We start from the raw sequence: 17,903 nt of genomic DNA, 5'->3' as shown, positions 1-17,903 counted from the left end.
GACCTCATCCGATCTGCAGTGTCTGGCCGCCGTCGACGACGAGTTCGGACCCGGTGATGAACGACGCCTGCTCGGACACCAGGAAGGCCACGGCGTCGGCGATCTCCGCCGGGCGGCCCAGCCGGCCGCTGACCGCCCGCGCCACCAGCCGCGCCTGGGTGGCGTCGTCGAGCATCGGTGTCTGCACCGGGCCCGGGAACACCGCGTTGACCCGGATGCCTGCCGGAGCCAGTTCGGCCGCGGCGACCTGCGTCAGCCCGCGCAGCGCCCACTTGGATGACCCGTAGGCGGCGTGGTTCGGGAAGGCGCGCACCGCGCCGGTGCTGCAGGTGTTGACCACGGCGGCGCCGTCGGCGGCGGTCAGGTGGTCGAGCGCGGCGCGGATGCCGAGGAACGGCCCCAGACAGTTGACCCGCCAGCTGTTCTCGAAGCCGGTGGGTGTCTCGTCGCCGATCGCGGCGCGGTGCAGCACACCGGCGTTGTTGACCAGCGTCGTCAGCGCCCCGAACCGGCCGACCACCTCGGTGACCGCGGCGTCCCACTCCTCCGCCGAGGTGACGTCGAGCGGTATCGCCAGCACGGTGCCCGCGTCGTACTGCGCGGCGGTCTCCCGGACGTCGTCGCCGAGCACGTCGCACGCCGCCACCAGGAAGCCGTCGGCGTGCAGGCGCCGGACGATCGCCGCACCCTGACCCCGGGCGGCGCCGGTCACCAGCGCGACGCGCAACCCGCTCACCGGTACCCGCCCTCTGCTGCGCCGGTGGTGTCGATCGCGCCGGTCGCCTCGGCGAGGTGCGCGACGGCGCCCCGGCGCAGGGCCTGCGATTCCGACGCCAGCGTGATCATCTCGAATTCCATATCTGCGAACATCTTTCCCGGGGCGCCCGCACCGGCGTGCACTCCGGCGACCAGACCGGCGCGGGCAGCCGCGGCGCGGATGTCTGCCATCGCCTCGAGCACCGCGGGGTGACGGTATGCCGCGGTGACCGGATGCCCGAGCGAGATCGCCAGGTCGGCGGGCCCGACGTAGATGCCGGTGAGGCCGGGTACCGCGCAGATCTCCTCGCGTGCGCCGAGCCCGCGCGCCGTCTCGATCATCGCGAACACGCCCGCGCGGTGCTGCAGGGCGGCCGTGTCGACACCCAGGCCGGCGCGCAGCGGGCCGAAGCTGCGCAGCCCGTCGGGCGCATACCGGGTCGCGGCGACGGCGGCGGCTGCCTGCTCGGGCGTCTCGACCATGGCGACGATGACGGCGTCGGCGCCGGCGTCGAGGACGCGGCCGATCGGAGCGGGGTCGGTGGCGGGCACCCGGACCGCGGTGGCGACCGGGAGGTGCTCGAGCCGGCGCAGCAGCAGCGCGACGTCGGCGTCGTCGAGATAGCCGTGCTGGGTGTCGAATCCGACGTAGTCGTATCCGGCGGCGGCGAACTCCTCTGGTCCGATGATCGTCGGGCCGACGACCCAGCCACCCCAGAGCGTCGGCCGGTCGGCCAGTGCCCGCCGGAACGCGTTCATCCGGCGATCGCGATCTTGACGCGCCCGGGTGTGGGCCGGCAGGCGAGCTCGAACGCCTCTGCGACGGCGTCGACACCGAAGGTGTGTGTGAGGTAGCGGGGCAGCAAGCCGGGGTGCTCGGCGGCGAACCGGCCTGCCCGCTCGAGCACCCGGCGGCGGTCCTGTGTCACACCGGATTTCAGCGTCAGGTTGTTGCGCAGCATCGCCCGCATGTTGATCGGGTAGCTGTCGTCGTCGGGCACCCCGAAGTAGAAGACGGTGCCGCCGAACGCCGCGGCTTCGACCGCATGGTTGAGGGTGGCCACCTGGTGGCCGACGGCCTCGATGACGATGTCGGGCCGGTCGGCGGGATCGAGGTGGCCCACCCACCTGTCGCTTGTGGCGCGCACCGCGGTGTCGACGCCGAATTTCGCTGCCAGCGCGGCCCGGTCGACGGGGTCGACGCCGATCACCTCTGCTGCGCCCGCCGCCTTGGCGACGTAGGAGAACAGCAGCCCGATGGAGCCCTGGCCGATGACCGCCACCCGCCGCCCGGCCAGCGCGGGCAGCTGCTCGACGGCGTACAGCACGCAGGCCAGTGGTTGCAGCCCGACGGCCTGCGCCGGGCTCAGCGCCCGGTCGAAGGGCGCCAGCCCGTCGCCGTCGGCGACCACCAGCTGCTGCAGCCCGTCGAACCCGGACGCCCACCCCACCACCCGGTCACCGTCGCGGTGGCGGGGATGGCGGCTGGCGATCACCTCGCCGGCGATCTCGTGGATCGGGAAGCCGTCCATCTCCGCGGCGTGGGCCCCGGTGTCGCCGGGCAGTCTGCCGCGGGTGCCGCGAAATCCCGGCAGGTCGCTGCCGCAGATGCCGGCGGCCAGGAACCGCAGCAACACCTGTCCGTCGGCCAGGCCCGCCGCGGAGGGCTCGGGCCGGTCGGTGCGTTCGAAGGTGAACGGCGCGACGAGCCGGTAGGACCACATCGTCACACCTCCACCGGCAGGGTGTTCCAGCCCCATTGGAAGCTCGACGGCGGCCGATACGCCCGCGCGGCGTCGATGTGGAAGTCGGGCACCCGGCGCAACCATTCCTGCACCAGGATGGTGACCTCGAGCCGGGCCAGGTGTACGCCGAGGCAGAAGTGTTGTCCGCGGCCGAATGCCAGCAGCCGTTCGACCCGGCGGTCCCACACGAACTCCTCGGGGTCGGGGTATTCGCGTTCGTCGAACTTCGCCGAGGCGAGCAGGGTGATGACCCGCTGGCCGGGCTCGATGGTGGTGTCGTGCAGGGTGAACGGCTTGCGCAGGGTGCGCGCGAACCACTGCGCCGGGGCGCAGTACCGGATCATCTCCTCGCGCGCCGTCGGCACGTTCGCGTCGGGATCGGCGCGCACGGCCGCCATCTGCTCCGGTCGCGAGCCGAGTTCCCACAACCCGTGCGCGACGATCTTGGGGACGGTCTCCGTGCCACCGATGAAGACGCCGAGCATCTGCACCGCCGCCTCCATGTCGGTGAACTGCGACCCGTCGGGCAGGGTGTGGCCGAGCAGGCTGTCGACGATAGGAACCTCCTCACCGAGGCCCGCCCGCCGCCGCTGCACCACCGGCACGAGGTACTCCAGATAGCCTGGCCGGGCGTTGGCCACCTCGACACCGCTGCCCGGCTGCGCCAGGCTGCCTGCGTTCACGGTGCCCAGCACGTCGGAGGCCAACTCGACGGGCAGCCCGAGCACGTCGCAGACCACCGACGCGGCGACCATGCCGCCGTAGTCCTGGGTGAGGTCGAACCGGCCGCGCGGCAGCAGTTCGTCGAGACGCTCGTTCGCCAGTTGCCGGATCCTGTCGGCGAACCGGGGCACCGAGCGCGGCCGGAACGGCGCCGAGGTGCACCGCCTGACGGTGTCGTAGACCGGGGTGTCGAAGTTGGCGTGGAACGGCATCGGGTGCAGCGGCGGGTCGGCCACCGGCCCGCTGTTGCGCTGGGCCAGCACCGCCGCGGCGGGCAGCGTGCCCTCCGAGGCGACGAACGTGCCGTCGTTGACGCCCAGCACATTCCAGACGTCGGCGAACCGCGAGACCGCATAGGTGTCCAGGTCCGCCACGTAGTACAGCGGATGCTCGTCGCGCAGCACCCGGTAGTACGGCGTCGGGTCCGCCATCACCGCCGGGTCGAACGGGTGGTACGAGAACCGTTTCTCCACAGGGGTTTCCATCGCGGTCATTGCAGCGGGGACGGCGGCAGGGCCTGCAGTATGGAATCCTCCCAGCCGTCGCGCAGTGCGGGCGCGACGCTCATCCAGGTGACGATCTCGGCGGGCGGGCTGTCCTTCCACGACGGGTAGTGCTCGGCGAAGCAGTCCCAGTCGCCGTCGAGCGCCCAGTAGTGGATGACCTCGTTGAACCGGAAGGTGGTGATGAACGAGCCCAGCCACCGCTTGCCGGTGCGTTCGGACCACGGCACGTAGAGCCGTTCGAGTTCGCGGATGTAGTCGTCCTGGCGGCCGGGCTTGGTCTGCATGATCTCCTGGATCACCAGGCCCGCGCCGAAGCCCGCCGAGGTGAGCTCGGTCAGCGTGCGGTTGCTGCGGCCGGCGTACATGATCCGGCCCTCGCCGTGGGCGCCTGCGCCGGCCAGGAACGCCGCCCACTCCGCGGCCTGCGCCTCGTGGGTTCCGCCGCGCGACTGTGCCTTTCCGATGCGCGAGTAGTCGGCGAAGGCGTCGACCTCCCAGATGACGGTGACCTGTGGCCAGTGCCCGTTGTAGGGCGTCGTCTCCCACATCGCGAACAGCCGGGCCCCGAGCTCGGCCATCATCGGATGATAGGTGGCGCTGAAGGCCTCGGTGAAGCGATCGCTGCACATCGACCCCAGTGCGATGGTCTCGTGCAGATAGAGCAGTGTGTGGCTGTGGTACTTCTTCATGACCTGCCGCCGGTGGTCATCGCGAGCAGGTGCGGACGGTTGACAGTGGCACCCAGCGAGCGTGACACTTGTGCCGTGATTTGTAAAGGTGCGCAGTGACACCGCTGGCATCCGGCTTCTGCTTCGGCGAGGGGCCGCGGTGGTTCGAGGGATTGCTGTGGTTCTCCGACTTGCTCGGCGAAGCGGTTCACACCGTCGACATGGCGGGCTCGATGACCACACTGCCGGTTCCCGGGCACGCGCCGTCGGGTCTCGGCTTCCGGCCGGACGGGACGCTGGTCATCGCGTCCACCCAGCGGCGCGAGATCCTGGCCTACGACGGCGACACCGTGGTCACCGTGGCGACTTTGGCCGACCTGGCGCCGGCGGCGTTGGGCGACATGGTGATCGACGATGCGGGCCGGGCCTACATCGGGTCGCAGGCGCGGTCGGGCGGGGTGATCCTGCGACTCGATCCCGACGACAGCGTCACGGTCGTCGCCGGCGATCTCGACTTCCCGAACGGCATGGTGATCACGCCGGACGGCGCCACCCTGATCGTGGCGGAGTCGACCGGTCGCCGCCTGACGGCGTTTCCACTGTCCGGCGACGGCACACTCGGAGAGCGACGCCCGTTCGCCGAGAACCTGGCCGGCCCGCCCGACGGGCTCGCGATCGACGCCGAGGGCGGGGTGTGGACGTCGTTGACGCTGGCGCACGAGTTCGTTCGGATCGTCGACGGCGGCAGCCAGGGGGCCCGGGTGACCGACCGGATCGACACCGCCGGGCGGACCGCGATCGCCTGCGCGCTCGGCGGCCCGGAGGACCGGGTGCTGTTCCTGCTGACGAGCACCGGCGCCTACCCCGAACGACTTGCCGGAACGAAGGACTCGCGGGTCGACGCGGTGGCCGTCGACGTCGCCGGGGTGCACGGCACGGGGGTGCACGGACATGTCTGACGCGTACTACGAACTCGTCGACGCCGACGACCCGGCCGGCGAACGGTTCTCGGCGACCGACCTCGTACGCAGCACCTGGTCGGCGTCGATCCAGCACGCCGCGCCCGTCTCGGCGCTGCTGGTGCGTGCCCTCGAGCAGCGCGAGCAGCGCACCGACACCCGGCTGAGCCGGGTGCTGGTCGACCTGCTCGGCCCGGTGCCCGCGGACGGCGACCTGTGGCTGCGGTCCCGGATCGAGCGGCGGGGCAGGCAGATCGAACTCGTCGCCGCCGAGATGCTCGCGCCGGGGCCCGACGGCGCACCGCGGCCCGTCGCCCGGGCGACCGGATGGCGGCTGCAGCGGCTCGACACCTCGGCGCTGCAGCACGCCGCGGCGCCGCCGCTGCGCCCGATCGACGGGGCCCGCAGCCGCGACCTGGCCAAGGACTGGGACCGCAACTACGTGCACAGCCTCGACTGGCGCTGGCTGACCGACCCGCTGAACGCCGGCGCGGGCGAATCGTGGCTGACGCCGACCGTCGACCTCGTCGCCGACGAGACGATGACGCCCCTGCAGCGGCTGTTCTCGGTGGCCGACTGCGCGAACGGGATCGGCACCCGGCTCGACCCGCGCCAGTGGACGTTCCTCAACACCGACCTCGCGGTGCACGTGCATCGCGTTCCCGAAGGCCGGTGGATCGGCATCCGCGCCGAGACCGACTACGGGCCCGACGGCATCGGCACCACGATCGGCACCCTGTTCGACCAGACCGGACCCGTCGGCGCCATCGCCCAGTCGGTGCTGGTGCGGCCGCGGCCGCGCTGAACGCCCTGGCCGCCTAGGCTGACGCCGTGCGCTGGATCGTCGACGGCATGAACGTCATCGGCTCACGCCCGGACGGGTGGTGGCGCGACCGGCGGCGGGCGATGGCGGTTCTGGTCGCCGACCTCGAACGGTGGGCGTGTGCGGAGAACCTCGATGTGACGGTGGTTTTCGAGAAGCCGCTGTCACCACCGCTGGAGTCCGGCGTGATCACCATCGCCCACGCGCCCGTGGCGGCGCCGAATTCCGCAGACGACGAGATCGTGCGGCTGGTCGCGGCCGACGACCGGCCCGGCGACATCCTGGTGGCGACCTCGGACCGGGCACTCACCGACCGGGTGCGCGCGGCGGGCGCCGCCGTCGTCGCGGCGAAGGGCCTGCGCGACAGGATCGATCCGCGCTGAGCGCCGCGCTCAGCGGATCACGGCGGGCAGCCGCTTGATGCCGTGCACGAATGTGCTGTGCAGCAGGTCGGGCTCGCCGAACTCGACGTCCAGCCGGGTCAGCAACTCACGGAACAGCACCCGCAGCTCGACCCGCGCAAGGTTGCTGCCGAGGCAGAAGTGCGGGCCGCCACCGCCGAAGCCGAGGTGCGGATTGGGTGAGCGGGCCACGTCGAACTCGTGCGGATCGCCGAACACGGCCTCGTCCCGGTTGGCCGAGCAGTAGAACAGGCCGACCTTGTCGCCCGCCGCCACAGGTGCGCCGTTGATCTCGGTGTCGGCCGTCGCGAACCGGGCGAACTGCATCACCGGCGACGCCCACCGCACGAACTCCTCGACCGCGGGGCCGATGCGGTTCTCGAAATCGGCCTGCAGCCAGTCGCGTTGGGCCGGATTGCGGCTCAGCGCCAGCATCGCGTGTGAGGTCGTCTGCTTCGTGGTGTCGTTGCCGGCCGAGGCGAGCAGGATGAGGAACGCACCCACCTCCTCGTCGGTCAGCCGGTGACCGTCGACCTCGGCGTTGACGATGTCGGTCATCAAATCGTCGCCGGGGTTCTTGCGGCGGAACTTCGCCAACTCGACCCCGGTGGCCGACAGCAGCATGATCTCGTTGATGGTGTCGGCGGCGCGCTCCTCCAGCGACGACTACTCGTCGTCGCTCATGCTGAACAACTTCTCCGCGGCCTTCGCCACCGCCGGCTGATCGGCGCGCGGCACCCCCAGCATGTCGGAGATGGTCAGCATCGGCAGCCGCGCCGAGCAGGCCTCGACGAAGTCGACCTCGCCCGCCCCGACCAGATCGTCGACCACCGCGACCGCGTTGTCGTGGATCTGCTGTTCGATCCTGCGGACGTTACGCGGGGTGAACGCCGCGCTGATCAGCCGGCGGTAGACGGTGTGCTCCGGCGGGTCCATGGTCAGGAAGAACGAGGCGATCCGCTGCACCTCGGCGGGCATCGGGTCGAGCGCCACACCGCGGGCGGAGGTGAACAACTCGGGATGCTGGCTGACGTGCACGATGTCGGCGCGCCGGGTGAGCGCCCAGAAGCCGTCCTCCTCCATCGGGAACAGCGACGGCAGCGGCCGGTGCCAGGTCAGCCCGTCGCCGGCGCGCAAGGCCGCGAACGACCGGTCGCGCTCGGCGAACGGCAGGCTCCAGAACGCCTGGGAGGTGATGTCGACCTGGCTGAACGCGCGGGTGGGCACCGTCCCAGCAGCTGAATCACCGTTCGTCACACCGTTTCCCCTCGACTCCGCGACCGCTGGTCCGTCGCGCCCAGATGTGATCAGCGTGACACCGGCCGATGATTTTGTAAAGCTAGCCCGGGAGGGCGCCCATGCCCGCGGGTCCGGCGTCAGCGCGGACCCTGCGCCGCCCGCGCCGCGAGCTCGGCGAGTACCTCGTCGGTGTGCTCACCGAGCGCCGGTGCGACGCTTCGTTGTTCGCACGGAGTGCCGTGGAAGTCGGCCGGTGTGGCGACCATCGGGGCGGCGGACTCGCCGTCGGGCACGTAGACCACCCCGCCTGCCGCGTGGAACTGCTCGTCGGCCACCACGTCCTCCATGGTGTTGATCGGCGACCAGAAGAAGTCGGGATCGGCGGCGAAGACCTCGGCCCACTCCGACAGCGGGCGGGTCGCGAAGATCTCGTCGAGCTGGCCGATCAGTTCGGTCGCGTTGCGCGCCCTCGCGCGTGGCGTGGCGAACCTCTCCTCGGTCAGCCATCCCAGCCGGCTCACCGCGCGGCACAGCGCCGGCCAGTGCCGCTCCCCCTGCAGGCCGACGACCCAGAACCGCCTGCCGTCGGCCGCGGTGTAGTTGTTCATGCACGGGTTGGCCATCGTCTCGCGCTGGCCGATGGCGATCTGGTGCCCGGTCATCAGGAACGTGTTGAGGTCGAAGCTCACCGCGTAGGCGCCCTGGCGGTAGAGCGAGGTCGTCACCAGCTGGCCCGTGCCGCGCGCCGCGCGCCCCACCAGCGCGGCGCACACCGCCCCGGCCATCGTCATCCCCGCCATGTGGTCGCCCAGCCCGCCGCGCTGGAACGGCGGGCTGTCGCCGGGGCGGGTCAGCAGATGCGCGAGCCCGGCGCGCGACCAGAACGCCGCGACGTCGTAGGCCGCCCGGTCGGCGTCGGGTCCGGCCTCGCCGTAACCGGTGATCAGCCCGTAGACCAGCCGGGCGTTGCGGGTCGCCACCGTCTCGAAGTCCAGGCCGAGCCGGCGCAGCGCCCCCGGCCGCACGTTGGTCAGGAAAACGTCTGCGTCGCAGATCAAGTCGAGTGCCGTCGCACGCCCCTCGGCCGTCGTCATGTCCAGGACGACGCCGCGCTTGTTGCGGTTGTCCATCTCGAACGGCGGGTTGACGTCGCCGTCGATGCCCAGCATGCGGCCGAACATCCGGGCCGGGTCGCCCGCCGGTGGTTCGATCTTGACGACGTCGGCGCCCCACTCCGCGAGCACGGCGCCCGCGGCCGGGCCCGCCACCCACACGCCGAGTTCGACCACACGCACGCCTGTCAGCGGACCGGCCATGTGACCCCTTCCGAATCGCGCGAATCGCGTCAGACCATTCGGCCTTTACACTTCGGCGATAGTTTGTAAACTGTGCGGACCTACCGGCCAACCTAGGAGGTTATCGACCCGGTGACCATCGCCTCAGGGGTTTCGGCGCGACTCGCCGACCGGGTGGTTCCCGTCCTCGGTCTCGCGGCCCATCTGGGGCGCGGGGTACAGCGGGTGGTGACCGATGCCGCGTTCGGCGGTGCGCGGTCGCTGCCGCGCCGGCCGGCCGACCTCGGGCCCGAGGCGTTGTCGGCGATCATCGGTCGCGCCGTGACGTCGGTGCGGCTCGTCGGCGGGGATGCAGGCACGTCCTCGCGCGCGCGTCTTGCGCTCACCGGAAACGATGTCCCGGCAACGGTGTTCGTCAAGATGCCGGCCGAGACGGCGGCCACCCGGCTGATGGGCGAACTGGGCCGGCTGGCCCACACCGAGGTGTGCTTCTACGACCGGCTGGCGCCCGGACTGCATGGCGTGCCGACGTCGTACGGCTCGGCCTTCGACCCGCTCACCGGGCGCTTCGTCCTGGTGCTCGAGGACCTGCCCGCCGCCGAGTGCGACTTTCCCGACACCCTGCACCCGCTCGACCGGGACCGGGCGGCGCTCGTGGTCGAACGCCTCGCGGCGCTGCACGCGAGGCACTGGGGGCGGCCGCCGGGCTGGACCTACACCCCATCGGGTGACCACACGTCGCTGCTGACGGGCGCTCTGTGCAAGGCGTCGGCGCGCCGGATCGCCGAACGCACCGACATCCCGGTCGACCGCGGCCGTTTCATCGACGAGAACTACCGCGCGGTGGCGGCGCTGATCGACCGGCCTCCGCTCACGGTCATGCACGGCGACGCCCACCCGGGCAACGTCTACTTCCGCAGTGGGGCGGCCGGGCTGCTGGACTGGCAGGCCGTCCGCAGCGGCAATCCCGGCCGGGAGCTGGCGTACACGCTGGTGACCTGCCTGACCACGGCCGACCGCCGCGGCGCCGAGCGGGACCTGCTCGACCTCTACCGCCGGGCGCTGAGAGCCGGCGGCGGCCCGGACTGGGACCGCGACGACCTCTGGCACCGGTACCGCCAGGGCGCGCTGTATGCCTATGTCGCACCGTTGATCACGGCGGGCATGGGCGGCATGCAGGCCGAGGGCATCGCGATGGAGGGGCTGCGGCGCGGGGTGGCCGCGCTGGACGACCTGGACACAGTCGCCGTGCTGCGGGCCGCACTGTGACCGGACTCGTACCGCGTCGCTGCCGTGACCGCGGGTTACACCATCTACGATTTGTGCAACACCACCACCTGAGGCGCCCACGTGAATGAACCCCTGACCGACCAGCAGGTCCTCGACGACACGTCGACGCGGCACCGCATCCTCGCCGCGACCGCCGAGGTGCTCGGCCGCAGTGGGCAGACCAAGCTCAGCCTGTCCGAGGTGGCGCTGCAGGCCGGCGTCTCGCGTCCCACGCTGTACCGCTGGTTCGCGTCCAAGCAGGAACTGCTCGACGCCTTCGGGCGGTTCGAGCGCGATCTGTTCGACAACGGGATCAGCCGGGCCACCGCAGGGCTGCGCGGCACCGAGAAGCTGGACGCGGCGCTGCGTTTCATCGTCGAGTACCAGCAGTCCTATTCCGGCGTGCGGCTCATCGACATCGAGCCCGAGGTGGTCATCGCGCAGCTGTCCCGGATCGTGCCCCTGATGCGGGCTCGGCTGGAGAAGCTGCTCGTGGGCACCAATGCCGGCGTCAAGGCCGCCACCGCCATCCGCGTCGCGGTGTCGCACTACATCGTGCGCAGCGACGACGGCGACCAGTTCCTCGCACAGCTACGCCACGCGGTCGGCATCCGGCCCGCCGACTGACCCGCGCCGACACACCCGGCGCTGAGCGATCGCCCAAAAGGGCTGACACTCGGGCCGCGATTTGTAAGGCTAGAGCCATGACGAGTGTGCAGAGCGAGACGGGCGTGCTGGCCGGCGACGAGCGGATGCTGATCGACGGCGAGCTGCAACACACCAGCAGCGGCGCGACATTCGACGTGATCCACCCGGCCAGCGAGGAGGTGGCCGGGCAGGCCACCGACGGCACCGTCGAGGACATGGGCCGCGCGGTGGCCGCGGCGCGGCGGGCGTTCGACGAGACCGACTGGTCGCGCGACGTCGAGTTCCGCTACCACTGCCTGATGCAGCTGCACGCCGCGCTGGAGCGCGACGCCGAACGGCTGCGGCGCATCCTGATCACCGAGGTGGGCTGTCCGGTGACGGTGTCGGGCTCGCAGATCGAGAGCCCGATCGCCGAGGTCAAGCACTGGGCCGAACACGGCCGAAGCTTCGACTACCTCGTCGACACCGGCGTGCACGAGACACAGATGGGCCCGGCCCGTCGCAAGATCCACTACGAGCCGGTCGGTGTGGTCGGCGCGATCACCCCGTGGAACGTGCCGTTCTACCTCAACATCGCCGAGACGGTGCCCGCGCTGATGGCGGGCAACACCGTGGTGCTCAAGCCCGCGCAACTGACGCCGTGGTCGGGCAGCGAGTACGGCCGCATCGTCGCCGAGGAGACCGACATCCCGCCCGGGGTGTTCAACGTCGTGGTGTCCAATGCCAACGAGGTGGGTGCGGCGCTGTCGGCCGATCCGCGCGTCGACATGATCACCTTCACCGGCTCGACGGCCACCGGGCGGGCGATCCTGGCGGCGGGCGCGGCGACGGTCAAGAAGACGCTGCTCGAACTCGGCGGCAAGTCGGCCCACATCGTGCTCGACGACGCCGACTTCAACTCCGCACTGCCGCTCGCGGCGATGATGGCATGCGTGATGAGCGGCCAGAGCTGCATCCTGCCGTCGCGAATCCTGTTGCCGCGCAGCCGGTACGACGAGGGACTCGAGATCCTCAAGTCGATGATGGAGGGTTTCCCGGTCGGCGACCCGTGGACCCCGGGCAACATGCAGGGCCCGCAGATCAGCGAGGGCCAGCGCCAGAAGGTGCTCGGGCTGATCAAGAGCGGCATCGACTCCGGTGCCCGGCTGGTCACCGGTGGCGGCATCCCGGAGAACCTGCCGACGGGCTACTACACCCAGCCCACCCTGCTCGCCGACGTCGACCCGGACAGCCAGGTGGCCCAGGAGGAGATCTTCGGCCCGGTGCTGACCGTCACGCCCTACGACAGCGACGACGAGGCGATCGCGATCGCCAACAACTCCATCTACGGACTGTCGGGTGAGGTGAGCGGCGGCGACGTCGACCGGGCGTTCGCGGTGGCCACCCGCATGCGTACCGGCAACGTGACCATCAACGGCAAGAGCCACTTCGGCATCACCAGCCCCTTCGGCGGCACCAAGCAGAGCGGGCTGGGCCGGCGCAACGGCGACGAGGGATTCAAGGAGTACTTCGAGTCCAAGACCATCGGCATGCCCGACCCGGCGTGAACCAGGTCATCGACCCCCGGGAGATCGAGGCGCTGCTCTACCGGTACGCCCGGGCGGTCGACACCAAGGACTGGGAGCTCTACCGCTCGGTGTTCACCGAGGACGCCGTCGTCGACTACTCGGCGATGGGCATTCCGGCGGGCCCGCGGGACCGGGTCGCCGACTTCCTCGCCCAAAGCTTCGCGGCGATCCCGTGGAGCATGCACTACATCACCAACATCGAGATCCTCGAGTCGGAAGGCGACGCCGCGACGGTCCGGGCGATGTTCTACAACCCGATGCAGCTGCCGGGAATGACCGAGATGTCCTCGTGCGGCGGCTATTACCACCATCGACTCGTCCGCACGCCCGACGGCTGGCGCAGCCGGTCCCTGCGGGAGGAGAACGTGTGGTTCGTCAACCGCCCCGCGCCGACTCAGCCCTCGGCGGCCAGCTGACCGCACGCGGCGGCGATCTCGCGGCCGCGGGTGTCACGCACGGTGCAGGACACGCCGCGTTCGCGCACCCGGCGGACGAACTCGCGCTCGGCCGGTTTCGGACTGGCATCCCACTTGCTGCCCGGCGTCGGGTTGAGCGGGATCAGGTTGACGTGGACCAACGGTCCCAGCGCGCCGTGCAGTCGCCTGCCGAGCAGGTCGGCCCGCCAGGGCTGGTCGTTGACGTCGCGGATCAACGCGTACTCGATCGACACCCGGCGGCCGGTGGTGTCGGCGTAATACCGTGCCGCATCGAGGACTTCGGTGACGTTCCAGCGGTTGTTCACCGGGACGAGGGTGTCGCGCAGCTCGTCGTCGGGCGCGTGCAGCGACAGCGCAAGCGTGACGTTGAGGCGCTCGTCGGCGAGCTTGCGGATCGCAGGCGCCAGCCCCACCGTCGACACCGTCACCGACCGCGCCGAGATGCCGAACCCGTTGGGCGGCGGCGCGACGATGCGCCGCACGGCGGCCAGGACCCGGTTGTAGTTGGCCAGCGGCTCGCCCATGCCCATGAACACGATGTTGGACAGCCGCCCGCCGCGCGCTGCAGGCGTGATGCCCTCGCCGTCGCGGTCCCGCAGTTCGGCGGCCGCGGCGCGCACCTGCTCGAGGATCTCGGCGGCCGACAGGTTGCGCTTGAGCCCGCCCTGGCCGGTCGCGCAGAACGGGCAGGCCATCCCGCAGCCGGCCTGTGACGAGATGCACACGGTGTTGCGGTCGGCGTAGCGCATCAGCACCGACTCGAAGGTGGTCCCGTCGACCGCCCGCCACAACACCTTGCGGGTCTCCCCCGAGTCGCACTCGATCTCGCGCACCGGGTCGATCAGGGCGGGGAACAGCGTCGCCGCGACGTCGTCGCGCACCGCGGCGGGCAGGTCCGTCATCTGGTGCGGATCGGCGATCAGCCGGCCGTAGTACTGGTTGGCCAGCTGTTTTCCCCGGAATGCCGGCAGCCCCAGTTCGGCGACGGCGGCGGCACGCCCCGCTTCGTCGAGGTCGGCGAGGTGCCGCGGCGGCATGGCGCGGCGCGGCGCATCGAAGACGAGGGGGAGGGATCCAGGCATGGGCAACTATCAGTATCTCACCTGCACGTGGCGAAAATTATATGGCGAGCGCGGCGACCCATCCCCCACGATGGCCTCATGGCCACCGCGACTCCAGCGCCCACGATGGGCGTCCGCTCGGCGACGGTGCTGACGTTCTTCTACGCCCTCGGCTATCCGATTGGCGCCCATGCCGTTTCGGTGATGTCGCCGATGGCGGTGCTGGTGCTGCGGTTCGGGCTGGCCGGCGGCATCCTCGGCGGCTGGGCATGGGCGTCGAAAGTGACGTGGCCCACCGGCCGAGCCCTGGTGCACGTGCTGGTCAGCGGGTTGCTCACCCAGGCCGTGCAGTTCATCTGCCTGTATCTGGCCTTGCTGCACGGCGCGCCCGCCGTGCTCGGCGCGGTGATCGTGTCGATGAACCCGGTGGTGACGGCGCTGCTGGCGGCGGCGGTGCTGCGTGAGCGGCTCACCTGGCGGCGGGTCGCGGCGCTGGCGCTGGGCATCGTCGCGGTGCTCGCGGCGTGCGCGGGCCGGCTCGTCGCGGTCGGCGGCGTCGACCCGGTGGTGCTGCTGCTGGTGGTGGCGTTGCTCGGGCTGGCCGTCGGCGGGGTCTATCAGCAGCGGTTCTGCTCCGACGTCGACTTCCGGGCCACCGCGGCGCTGCAGAACGGCGTGTCGCTGCTGCCCGTCGCGGCGCTGGCGGCGGTGATGCCGTTGACGGTGGGCGACCCGTGGCAGGCCGCGGGCGCGGTGGCCGCCGTGGTGCTGCTCAACGCGGTGCTGGGGATGACGCTGTTCGTCCGGGCGGTCAACAACTACGGGGCGGCGGCGGTCGCGATGCTGTTCGCGGTCATCCCCGCTGTGGCGGGTCTGCTGTCGTGGCTGATGCTGGGTCAGCGTCCGGATGTCGGCATCGCGGTCGGGCTGGTGGTCGGGGCGGCGGCCTGCTGGCTGAACAGCTCGGCGTCACGCCAGCAGCGTCAGGACGATCCAGCCGGCGACGGCGGACGGGAGCATCGCGTCGATGCGGTCCATGATCCCGCCGTGCCCCGGAAGTAGCGTGCCCATGTCCTTGATGCCGAGGTCGCGCTTGACCTGCGACTCGACGAGGTCGCCGAGCACTCCGGTGATCACCAGCATCAAGCCCAGCGGCACGCCGACCCAGGCCGGTTTGTCCAGCACGAACGTCACCGCCAGCACGGCCGCGGTGATGCCGAACACCAGCGAGCCGCCCAGCCCCTCCCACGACTTCTTCGGGCTGATCGCCGGCGCCATGGTGTGCTTGCCGAACAGCACCCCGGCCACGTAACCGCCGATGTCGGCCAGCACCACCGTCAGGATCACGGTGAACACCCGTCCCCCGCCGTGGTCCTGGAAGATCAGCAGCGCGCTGAAACTCGCGAAGAGCGGCACCCACGTCGCGAGCAGCACCGCCGCGGAGATGTCGCGCAGGTAGTTGACCGGTTGCGTGCGCAGCCCGCGCCTGAGCAGGCGCCACACCATGCACACCACGATCGTGCCGCCGTAGGCGCCGACCAGGCCGGTCGTGCCGAAGGGCCACGTCAGCCAGATCATCGCCTGGCCGCCGATCAACAGCGGGATCGCCGGGAGGTCGTAACCGGCCTCGCCCAGCCTGCGGATCACCTCGTACGTGGCGACCGGGATGAACACCGCCAGGACAGGCAGCCATCCGATCGGCGCGAACAGCAGGACGCCGATGGCCATCCCGCCGAGCAGGACGCCGACACCGATGGCGGCGGGCAGGTCTCGACCCGCACGCGACTTCTTCTTGGGCGGTTCGTCCACCGGCGTGTCTGTCACGGAATTCGGGTGCTGATCGGTCACTAGACCTCCAGCAACTCGCCCTCTTTGTGTTTGACCAGATCGTCGATCTGACTGGTGTAGGTGTGGGTGCTCTTGTCGAGATCTTTCTCGGCGCGGCTCACCTCGTCCTCACCCGCCTCGCCGTCCTTCTTGATCCGGCCGAGCTCCTCCATCGCCTTGCGGCGGATGTTGCGGATCGACACCCGGGCGTCCTCGCCCTTCGCCTTGGCCTGCTTGACCAGGTCGCGCCGGCGCTCCTCGGTCAGCTGCGGGATCGAAATGCGGATCACGTTGCCGTCGTTGGTCGGGTTCACCCCGAGGTCGGAGTTGCGGATCGCGTCCTCGATGTTGCGCAGCAGGTTCGTCTCGTAGGGCTTGATGACGACGAGCCTGGCCTCGGGGACGTTGATGCTCGACAGCTGGGTGATGGGCGTCATCGCGCCGTAGTAGTCGATGTTGATCCGCGAGAACATGCCGGGGTTGGCGCGACCGGTGCGGATCGACGCGAGATCGTCGCGCGCCACCGAAACGGCCTTCTCCATCTTCTCCTCGGCATCGAAGAGAGTTTCGTCGATCACTCCGGCTCCCGCCTCTGTCGCTCGCTGCTCGTCACACGCACACCCGGTCAGGTGGTGACCAGTGTCCCGATCTTCTCACCTGCCACCGCCCGGGCGATATTGCCGTCGGTGAGCAGGTTGAACACCAGGATCGGCATGCCGTTGTCCATGCACAGGCTGAACGCGGTGGCGTCGGCCACCCGTAGTCCGCGGTCGATGACCTCGCGGTGGGTGATCGCCGTCAGCAGCTTGGCGTCGGGATCCTCGCGCGGGTCGGCGGTGAACACCCCGTCGACGGCCTTGGCCATCAGCACCACCTCGGCGCCGATCTCCAGGGCGCGCTGGGCGGCGGTGGTGTCGGTGGAGAAGTACGGCAGCCCCATGCCCGCGCCGAAGATCACCACCCGCCCCTTCTCGAGGTGCCTGCGGGCCCGCAGCGGGATGTAGGGCTCGGCGACCTGGCCCATGGTGATCGCGGTCTGCACCCGGGTGTCGATGCCTTCCTTTTGCAGGAAGTCCTGTAGCGCAAGGCTGTTCATCACCGTGCCGAGCATGCCCATGTAGTCGCTGCGGGTGCGCTCCATGCCGCGCTGCTGCAGCTGGGCGCCGCGGAAGAAGTTGCCGCCGCCGATCACCACGGCGACCTGCGCGCCGCTGCGCACCACCTCCGCGATCTGCCGGGCGACCAGGGCCACCACGTCGGGGTCGAGGCCCACCTGCCCGCCGCCGAACATCTCACCGCCCAGCTTGAGCAGGACACGGGTGTACATCGGCCGGATCGGCGGTGTCGAGATGTCGCTTGTTGCCGCCATCCGACTCCTTCGAGGTGCTCGCGCGAGGAAGCCATCCCGACACATGCGCGGGGGGACGGCTCCCCTGATCCTGCCAAATCGTACGGCTTCGATCGTCGACGGGCGGGCGCGGCGGTGGATTCGGCGGCGATCCCCGCCCGGCTGCGGTTGGATTGGCCCCGTGGCATCCATCTCCCGCAGCCGGACGATCGCTGCGCCTCCGCAGGTGATCTTCGACGTCCTCGCCGACTTCGGCGCCCTGAGCACCTGGGCCGACGATGTCGCCGAATCCAGCGTGCTCGACCAGGGGTCCGACGGCCCGCTCGGCACCAGCCGCCGGGTCAAGGTCGGCCGCGACACCCTCGTGGAGACGATCACGGAGTTCGACGCGCCGAGGGCGCTGGCCTACGACATCAAGGGCCTGCCCAAGATCCTGCGGGATGTGTCGAACCGGTGGACCTTGCGGCCCGGGAACGGGTCGACCGACGTGACGGTGACCAGTTCCGTGCGCGTCAGCGCCGGGCCGGTGTCGAAGGTCATCGAGTGGGTGGTCACCCGCGTGATGGCCCGCAAGTCCGACGGGATGCTCGCCGGGATGGCCCGTCGCACCGAAACCGGATAGCCGACGCG

19 protein-coding genes and 1 pseudogene are annotated in these 17,903 nt (G+C 70.6%); 9 read left to right on the top strand and 11 right to left on the bottom strand.

The features are described from left to right. Positions 1-4 precede the first annotated feature (4 nt). The 5 genes from O6P37_RS24275 to O6P37_RS24255 are packed head-to-tail and all read right to left on the bottom strand — an operon-like array spanning position 5 to position 4,419. Positions 5-736, bottom strand: coding sequence for an SDR family NAD(P)-dependent oxidoreductase (locus tag O6P37_RS24275; RefSeq protein WP_264015359.1), 732 nt, complete (start codon positions 734-736; stop codon positions 5-7). Beyond that, the gene (locus O6P37_RS24270; RefSeq protein ID WP_269896471.1) at positions 733-1,515 is read right to left on the bottom strand and encodes an HpcH/HpaI aldolase family protein; all 783 of its coding nucleotides are present in this window, start codon (positions 1,513-1,515) and stop codon (positions 733-735) included. Before O6P37_RS24270 ends, O6P37_RS24275 begins: the two co-directional genes overlap by 4 nt. Further along, positions 1,512-2,480, bottom strand: coding sequence for a zinc-binding dehydrogenase (locus O6P37_RS24265; RefSeq protein WP_269896538.1), 969 nt, complete (start codon positions 2,478-2,480; stop codon positions 1,512-1,514). Before O6P37_RS24265 ends, O6P37_RS24270 begins: the two co-directional genes overlap by 4 nt. A gap of 2 nt (positions 2,481-2,482) precedes the next feature. Continuing rightward, the gene (locus O6P37_RS24260; RefSeq protein WP_269896470.1) at positions 2,483-3,709 is read right to left on the bottom strand and encodes a cytochrome P450; all 1,227 of its coding nucleotides are present in this window, start codon (positions 3,707-3,709) and stop codon (positions 2,483-2,485) included. 5 nt (positions 3,710-3,714) lie between these two features. Further along, positions 3,715-4,419: an NIPSNAP family protein gene (locus tag O6P37_RS24255; protein WP_264015356.1), complete on the bottom strand. Its 705-nt coding sequence runs from the start codon at positions 4,417-4,419 to the stop codon at positions 3,715-3,717. A gap of 95 nt (positions 4,420-4,514) precedes the next feature. On the opposite strand from O6P37_RS24255, the gene O6P37_RS24250 reads away from it, so the two are divergent. From O6P37_RS24250 to O6P37_RS24240, 3 genes are read left to right on the top strand one after another with little or no spacing between them, the layout of a single operon-like run. Further along, positions 4,515-5,357, top strand: coding sequence for an SMP-30/gluconolactonase/LRE family protein (locus tag O6P37_RS24250; protein WP_269896469.1), 843 nt, complete (start codon positions 4,515-4,517; stop codon positions 5,355-5,357). After that, complete coding sequence (locus O6P37_RS24245) at positions 5,350-6,162, top strand: thioesterase family protein (protein ID WP_269896468.1); 813 nt, start codon at positions 5,350-5,352, stop codon at positions 6,160-6,162. The genes O6P37_RS24250 and O6P37_RS24245 overlap by 8 nt, the downstream gene beginning before the upstream one ends. Positions 6,163-6,188: 26 nt before the next feature. Then, positions 6,189-6,563 (top strand): NYN domain-containing protein, encoded by a 375-nt coding sequence (locus tag O6P37_RS24240; RefSeq protein WP_269896467.1) that lies wholly within the window; start codon positions 6,189-6,191, stop codon positions 6,561-6,563. A 9-nt stretch (positions 6,564-6,572) separates the two neighbouring features. On the opposite strand, the pseudogene O6P37_RS24235 reads toward O6P37_RS24240, so the two are convergent. Together O6P37_RS24235 and O6P37_RS24230 are read right to left on the bottom strand one after the other, a co-directional pair. Beyond that, a pseudogene (locus O6P37_RS24235) lies at positions 6,573-7,808 on the bottom strand (cytochrome P450). 149 nt (positions 7,809-7,957) lie between these two features. After that, the gene (locus tag O6P37_RS24230) at positions 7,958-9,136 is read right to left on the bottom strand and encodes a CaiB/BaiF CoA transferase family protein (protein ID WP_269896466.1); all 1,179 of its coding nucleotides are present in this window, start codon (positions 9,134-9,136) and stop codon (positions 7,958-7,960) included. A gap of 111 nt (positions 9,137-9,247) precedes the next feature. Here O6P37_RS24230 and O6P37_RS24225 point away from each other — a divergent pair, with 111 nt between their 5' ends. The 4 genes from O6P37_RS24225 to O6P37_RS24210 all read left to right on the top strand — a co-directional run bounded on the left by O6P37_RS24225 (position 9,248) and on the right by O6P37_RS24210 (position 13,016). After that, positions 9,248-10,384 (top strand): phosphotransferase, encoded by a 1,137-nt coding sequence (locus tag O6P37_RS24225; protein WP_269896465.1) that lies wholly within the window; start codon positions 9,248-9,250, stop codon positions 10,382-10,384. A gap of 81 nt (positions 10,385-10,465) precedes the next feature. Then, the gene (locus tag O6P37_RS24220) at positions 10,466-11,011 is read left to right on the top strand and encodes a TetR/AcrR family transcriptional regulator (RefSeq protein WP_264015349.1); all 546 of its coding nucleotides are present in this window, start codon (positions 10,466-10,468) and stop codon (positions 11,009-11,011) included. A gap of 77 nt (positions 11,012-11,088) precedes the next feature. Then, positions 11,089-12,579, top strand: coding sequence for an aldehyde dehydrogenase family protein (locus tag O6P37_RS24215; RefSeq protein ID WP_269896464.1), 1,491 nt, complete (start codon positions 11,089-11,091; stop codon positions 12,577-12,579). Further along, positions 12,576-13,016, top strand: coding sequence for a nuclear transport factor 2 family protein (locus O6P37_RS24210; protein WP_269896463.1), 441 nt, complete (start codon positions 12,576-12,578; stop codon positions 13,014-13,016). Before O6P37_RS24215 ends, O6P37_RS24210 begins: the two co-directional genes overlap by 4 nt. On the opposite strand, the gene rlmN is transcribed toward O6P37_RS24210, so the two are convergent. Further along, complete coding sequence (gene rlmN, locus O6P37_RS24205) at positions 12,995-14,119, bottom strand: 23S rRNA (adenine(2503)-C(2))-methyltransferase RlmN (RefSeq protein ID WP_269896462.1); 1,125 nt, start codon at positions 14,117-14,119, stop codon at positions 12,995-12,997. The genes O6P37_RS24210 and rlmN overlap by 22 nt on opposite strands. A gap of 78 nt (positions 14,120-14,197) precedes the next feature. Between rlmN and O6P37_RS24200 the strand changes: the two genes are divergently transcribed. Beyond that, the gene (locus O6P37_RS24200; protein WP_269896461.1) at positions 14,198-15,160 is read left to right on the top strand and encodes a DMT family transporter; all 963 of its coding nucleotides are present in this window, start codon (positions 14,198-14,200) and stop codon (positions 15,158-15,160) included. Here the strand turns inward: O6P37_RS24200 and O6P37_RS24195 are convergent. Genes O6P37_RS24195 through pyrH form a run of 3 tightly spaced genes read right to left on the bottom strand, consistent with a single transcriptional unit; the run spans position 15,068 to position 17,294 of the window. Next, positions 15,068-15,946, bottom strand: a complete 879-nt coding sequence (locus O6P37_RS24195; protein ID WP_269896460.1) for a phosphatidate cytidylyltransferase — start codon at positions 15,944-15,946, stop codon at positions 15,068-15,070. The genes O6P37_RS24200 and O6P37_RS24195 overlap by 93 nt on opposite strands. Further along, complete coding sequence (gene frr / locus O6P37_RS24190) at positions 15,946-16,503, bottom strand: ribosome recycling factor (protein ID WP_264015343.1); 558 nt, start codon at positions 16,501-16,503, stop codon at positions 15,946-15,948. Before frr ends, O6P37_RS24195 begins: the two co-directional genes overlap by 1 nt. A gap of 47 nt (positions 16,504-16,550) precedes the next feature. Continuing rightward, on the bottom strand, positions 16,551-17,294 hold the full coding sequence (gene pyrH / locus O6P37_RS24185) for a UMP kinase (protein ID WP_264015342.1): 744 nt from the start codon (positions 17,292-17,294) through the stop codon (positions 16,551-16,553). Positions 17,295-17,454: 160 nt separating this feature from the next. Here pyrH and O6P37_RS24180 point away from each other — a divergent pair, with 160 nt between their 5' ends. Beyond that, positions 17,455-17,895: an SRPBCC family protein gene (locus tag O6P37_RS24180; protein WP_269896459.1), complete on the top strand. Its 441-nt coding sequence runs from the start codon at positions 17,455-17,457 to the stop codon at positions 17,893-17,895. Positions 17,896-17,903: the final 8 nt, after the last annotated feature.

This window comes from Mycobacterium hippophais, assembly GCF_027529605.1.
GTDB classification, from domain to species: domain Bacteria; phylum Actinomycetota; class Actinomycetes; order Mycobacteriales; family Mycobacteriaceae; genus Mycobacterium; species Mycobacterium arseniciresistens.
The sequence above is the reverse complement of the archived record's forward strand: the minus strand, read 5'-3'. Positions and strand labels throughout refer to the sequence as shown.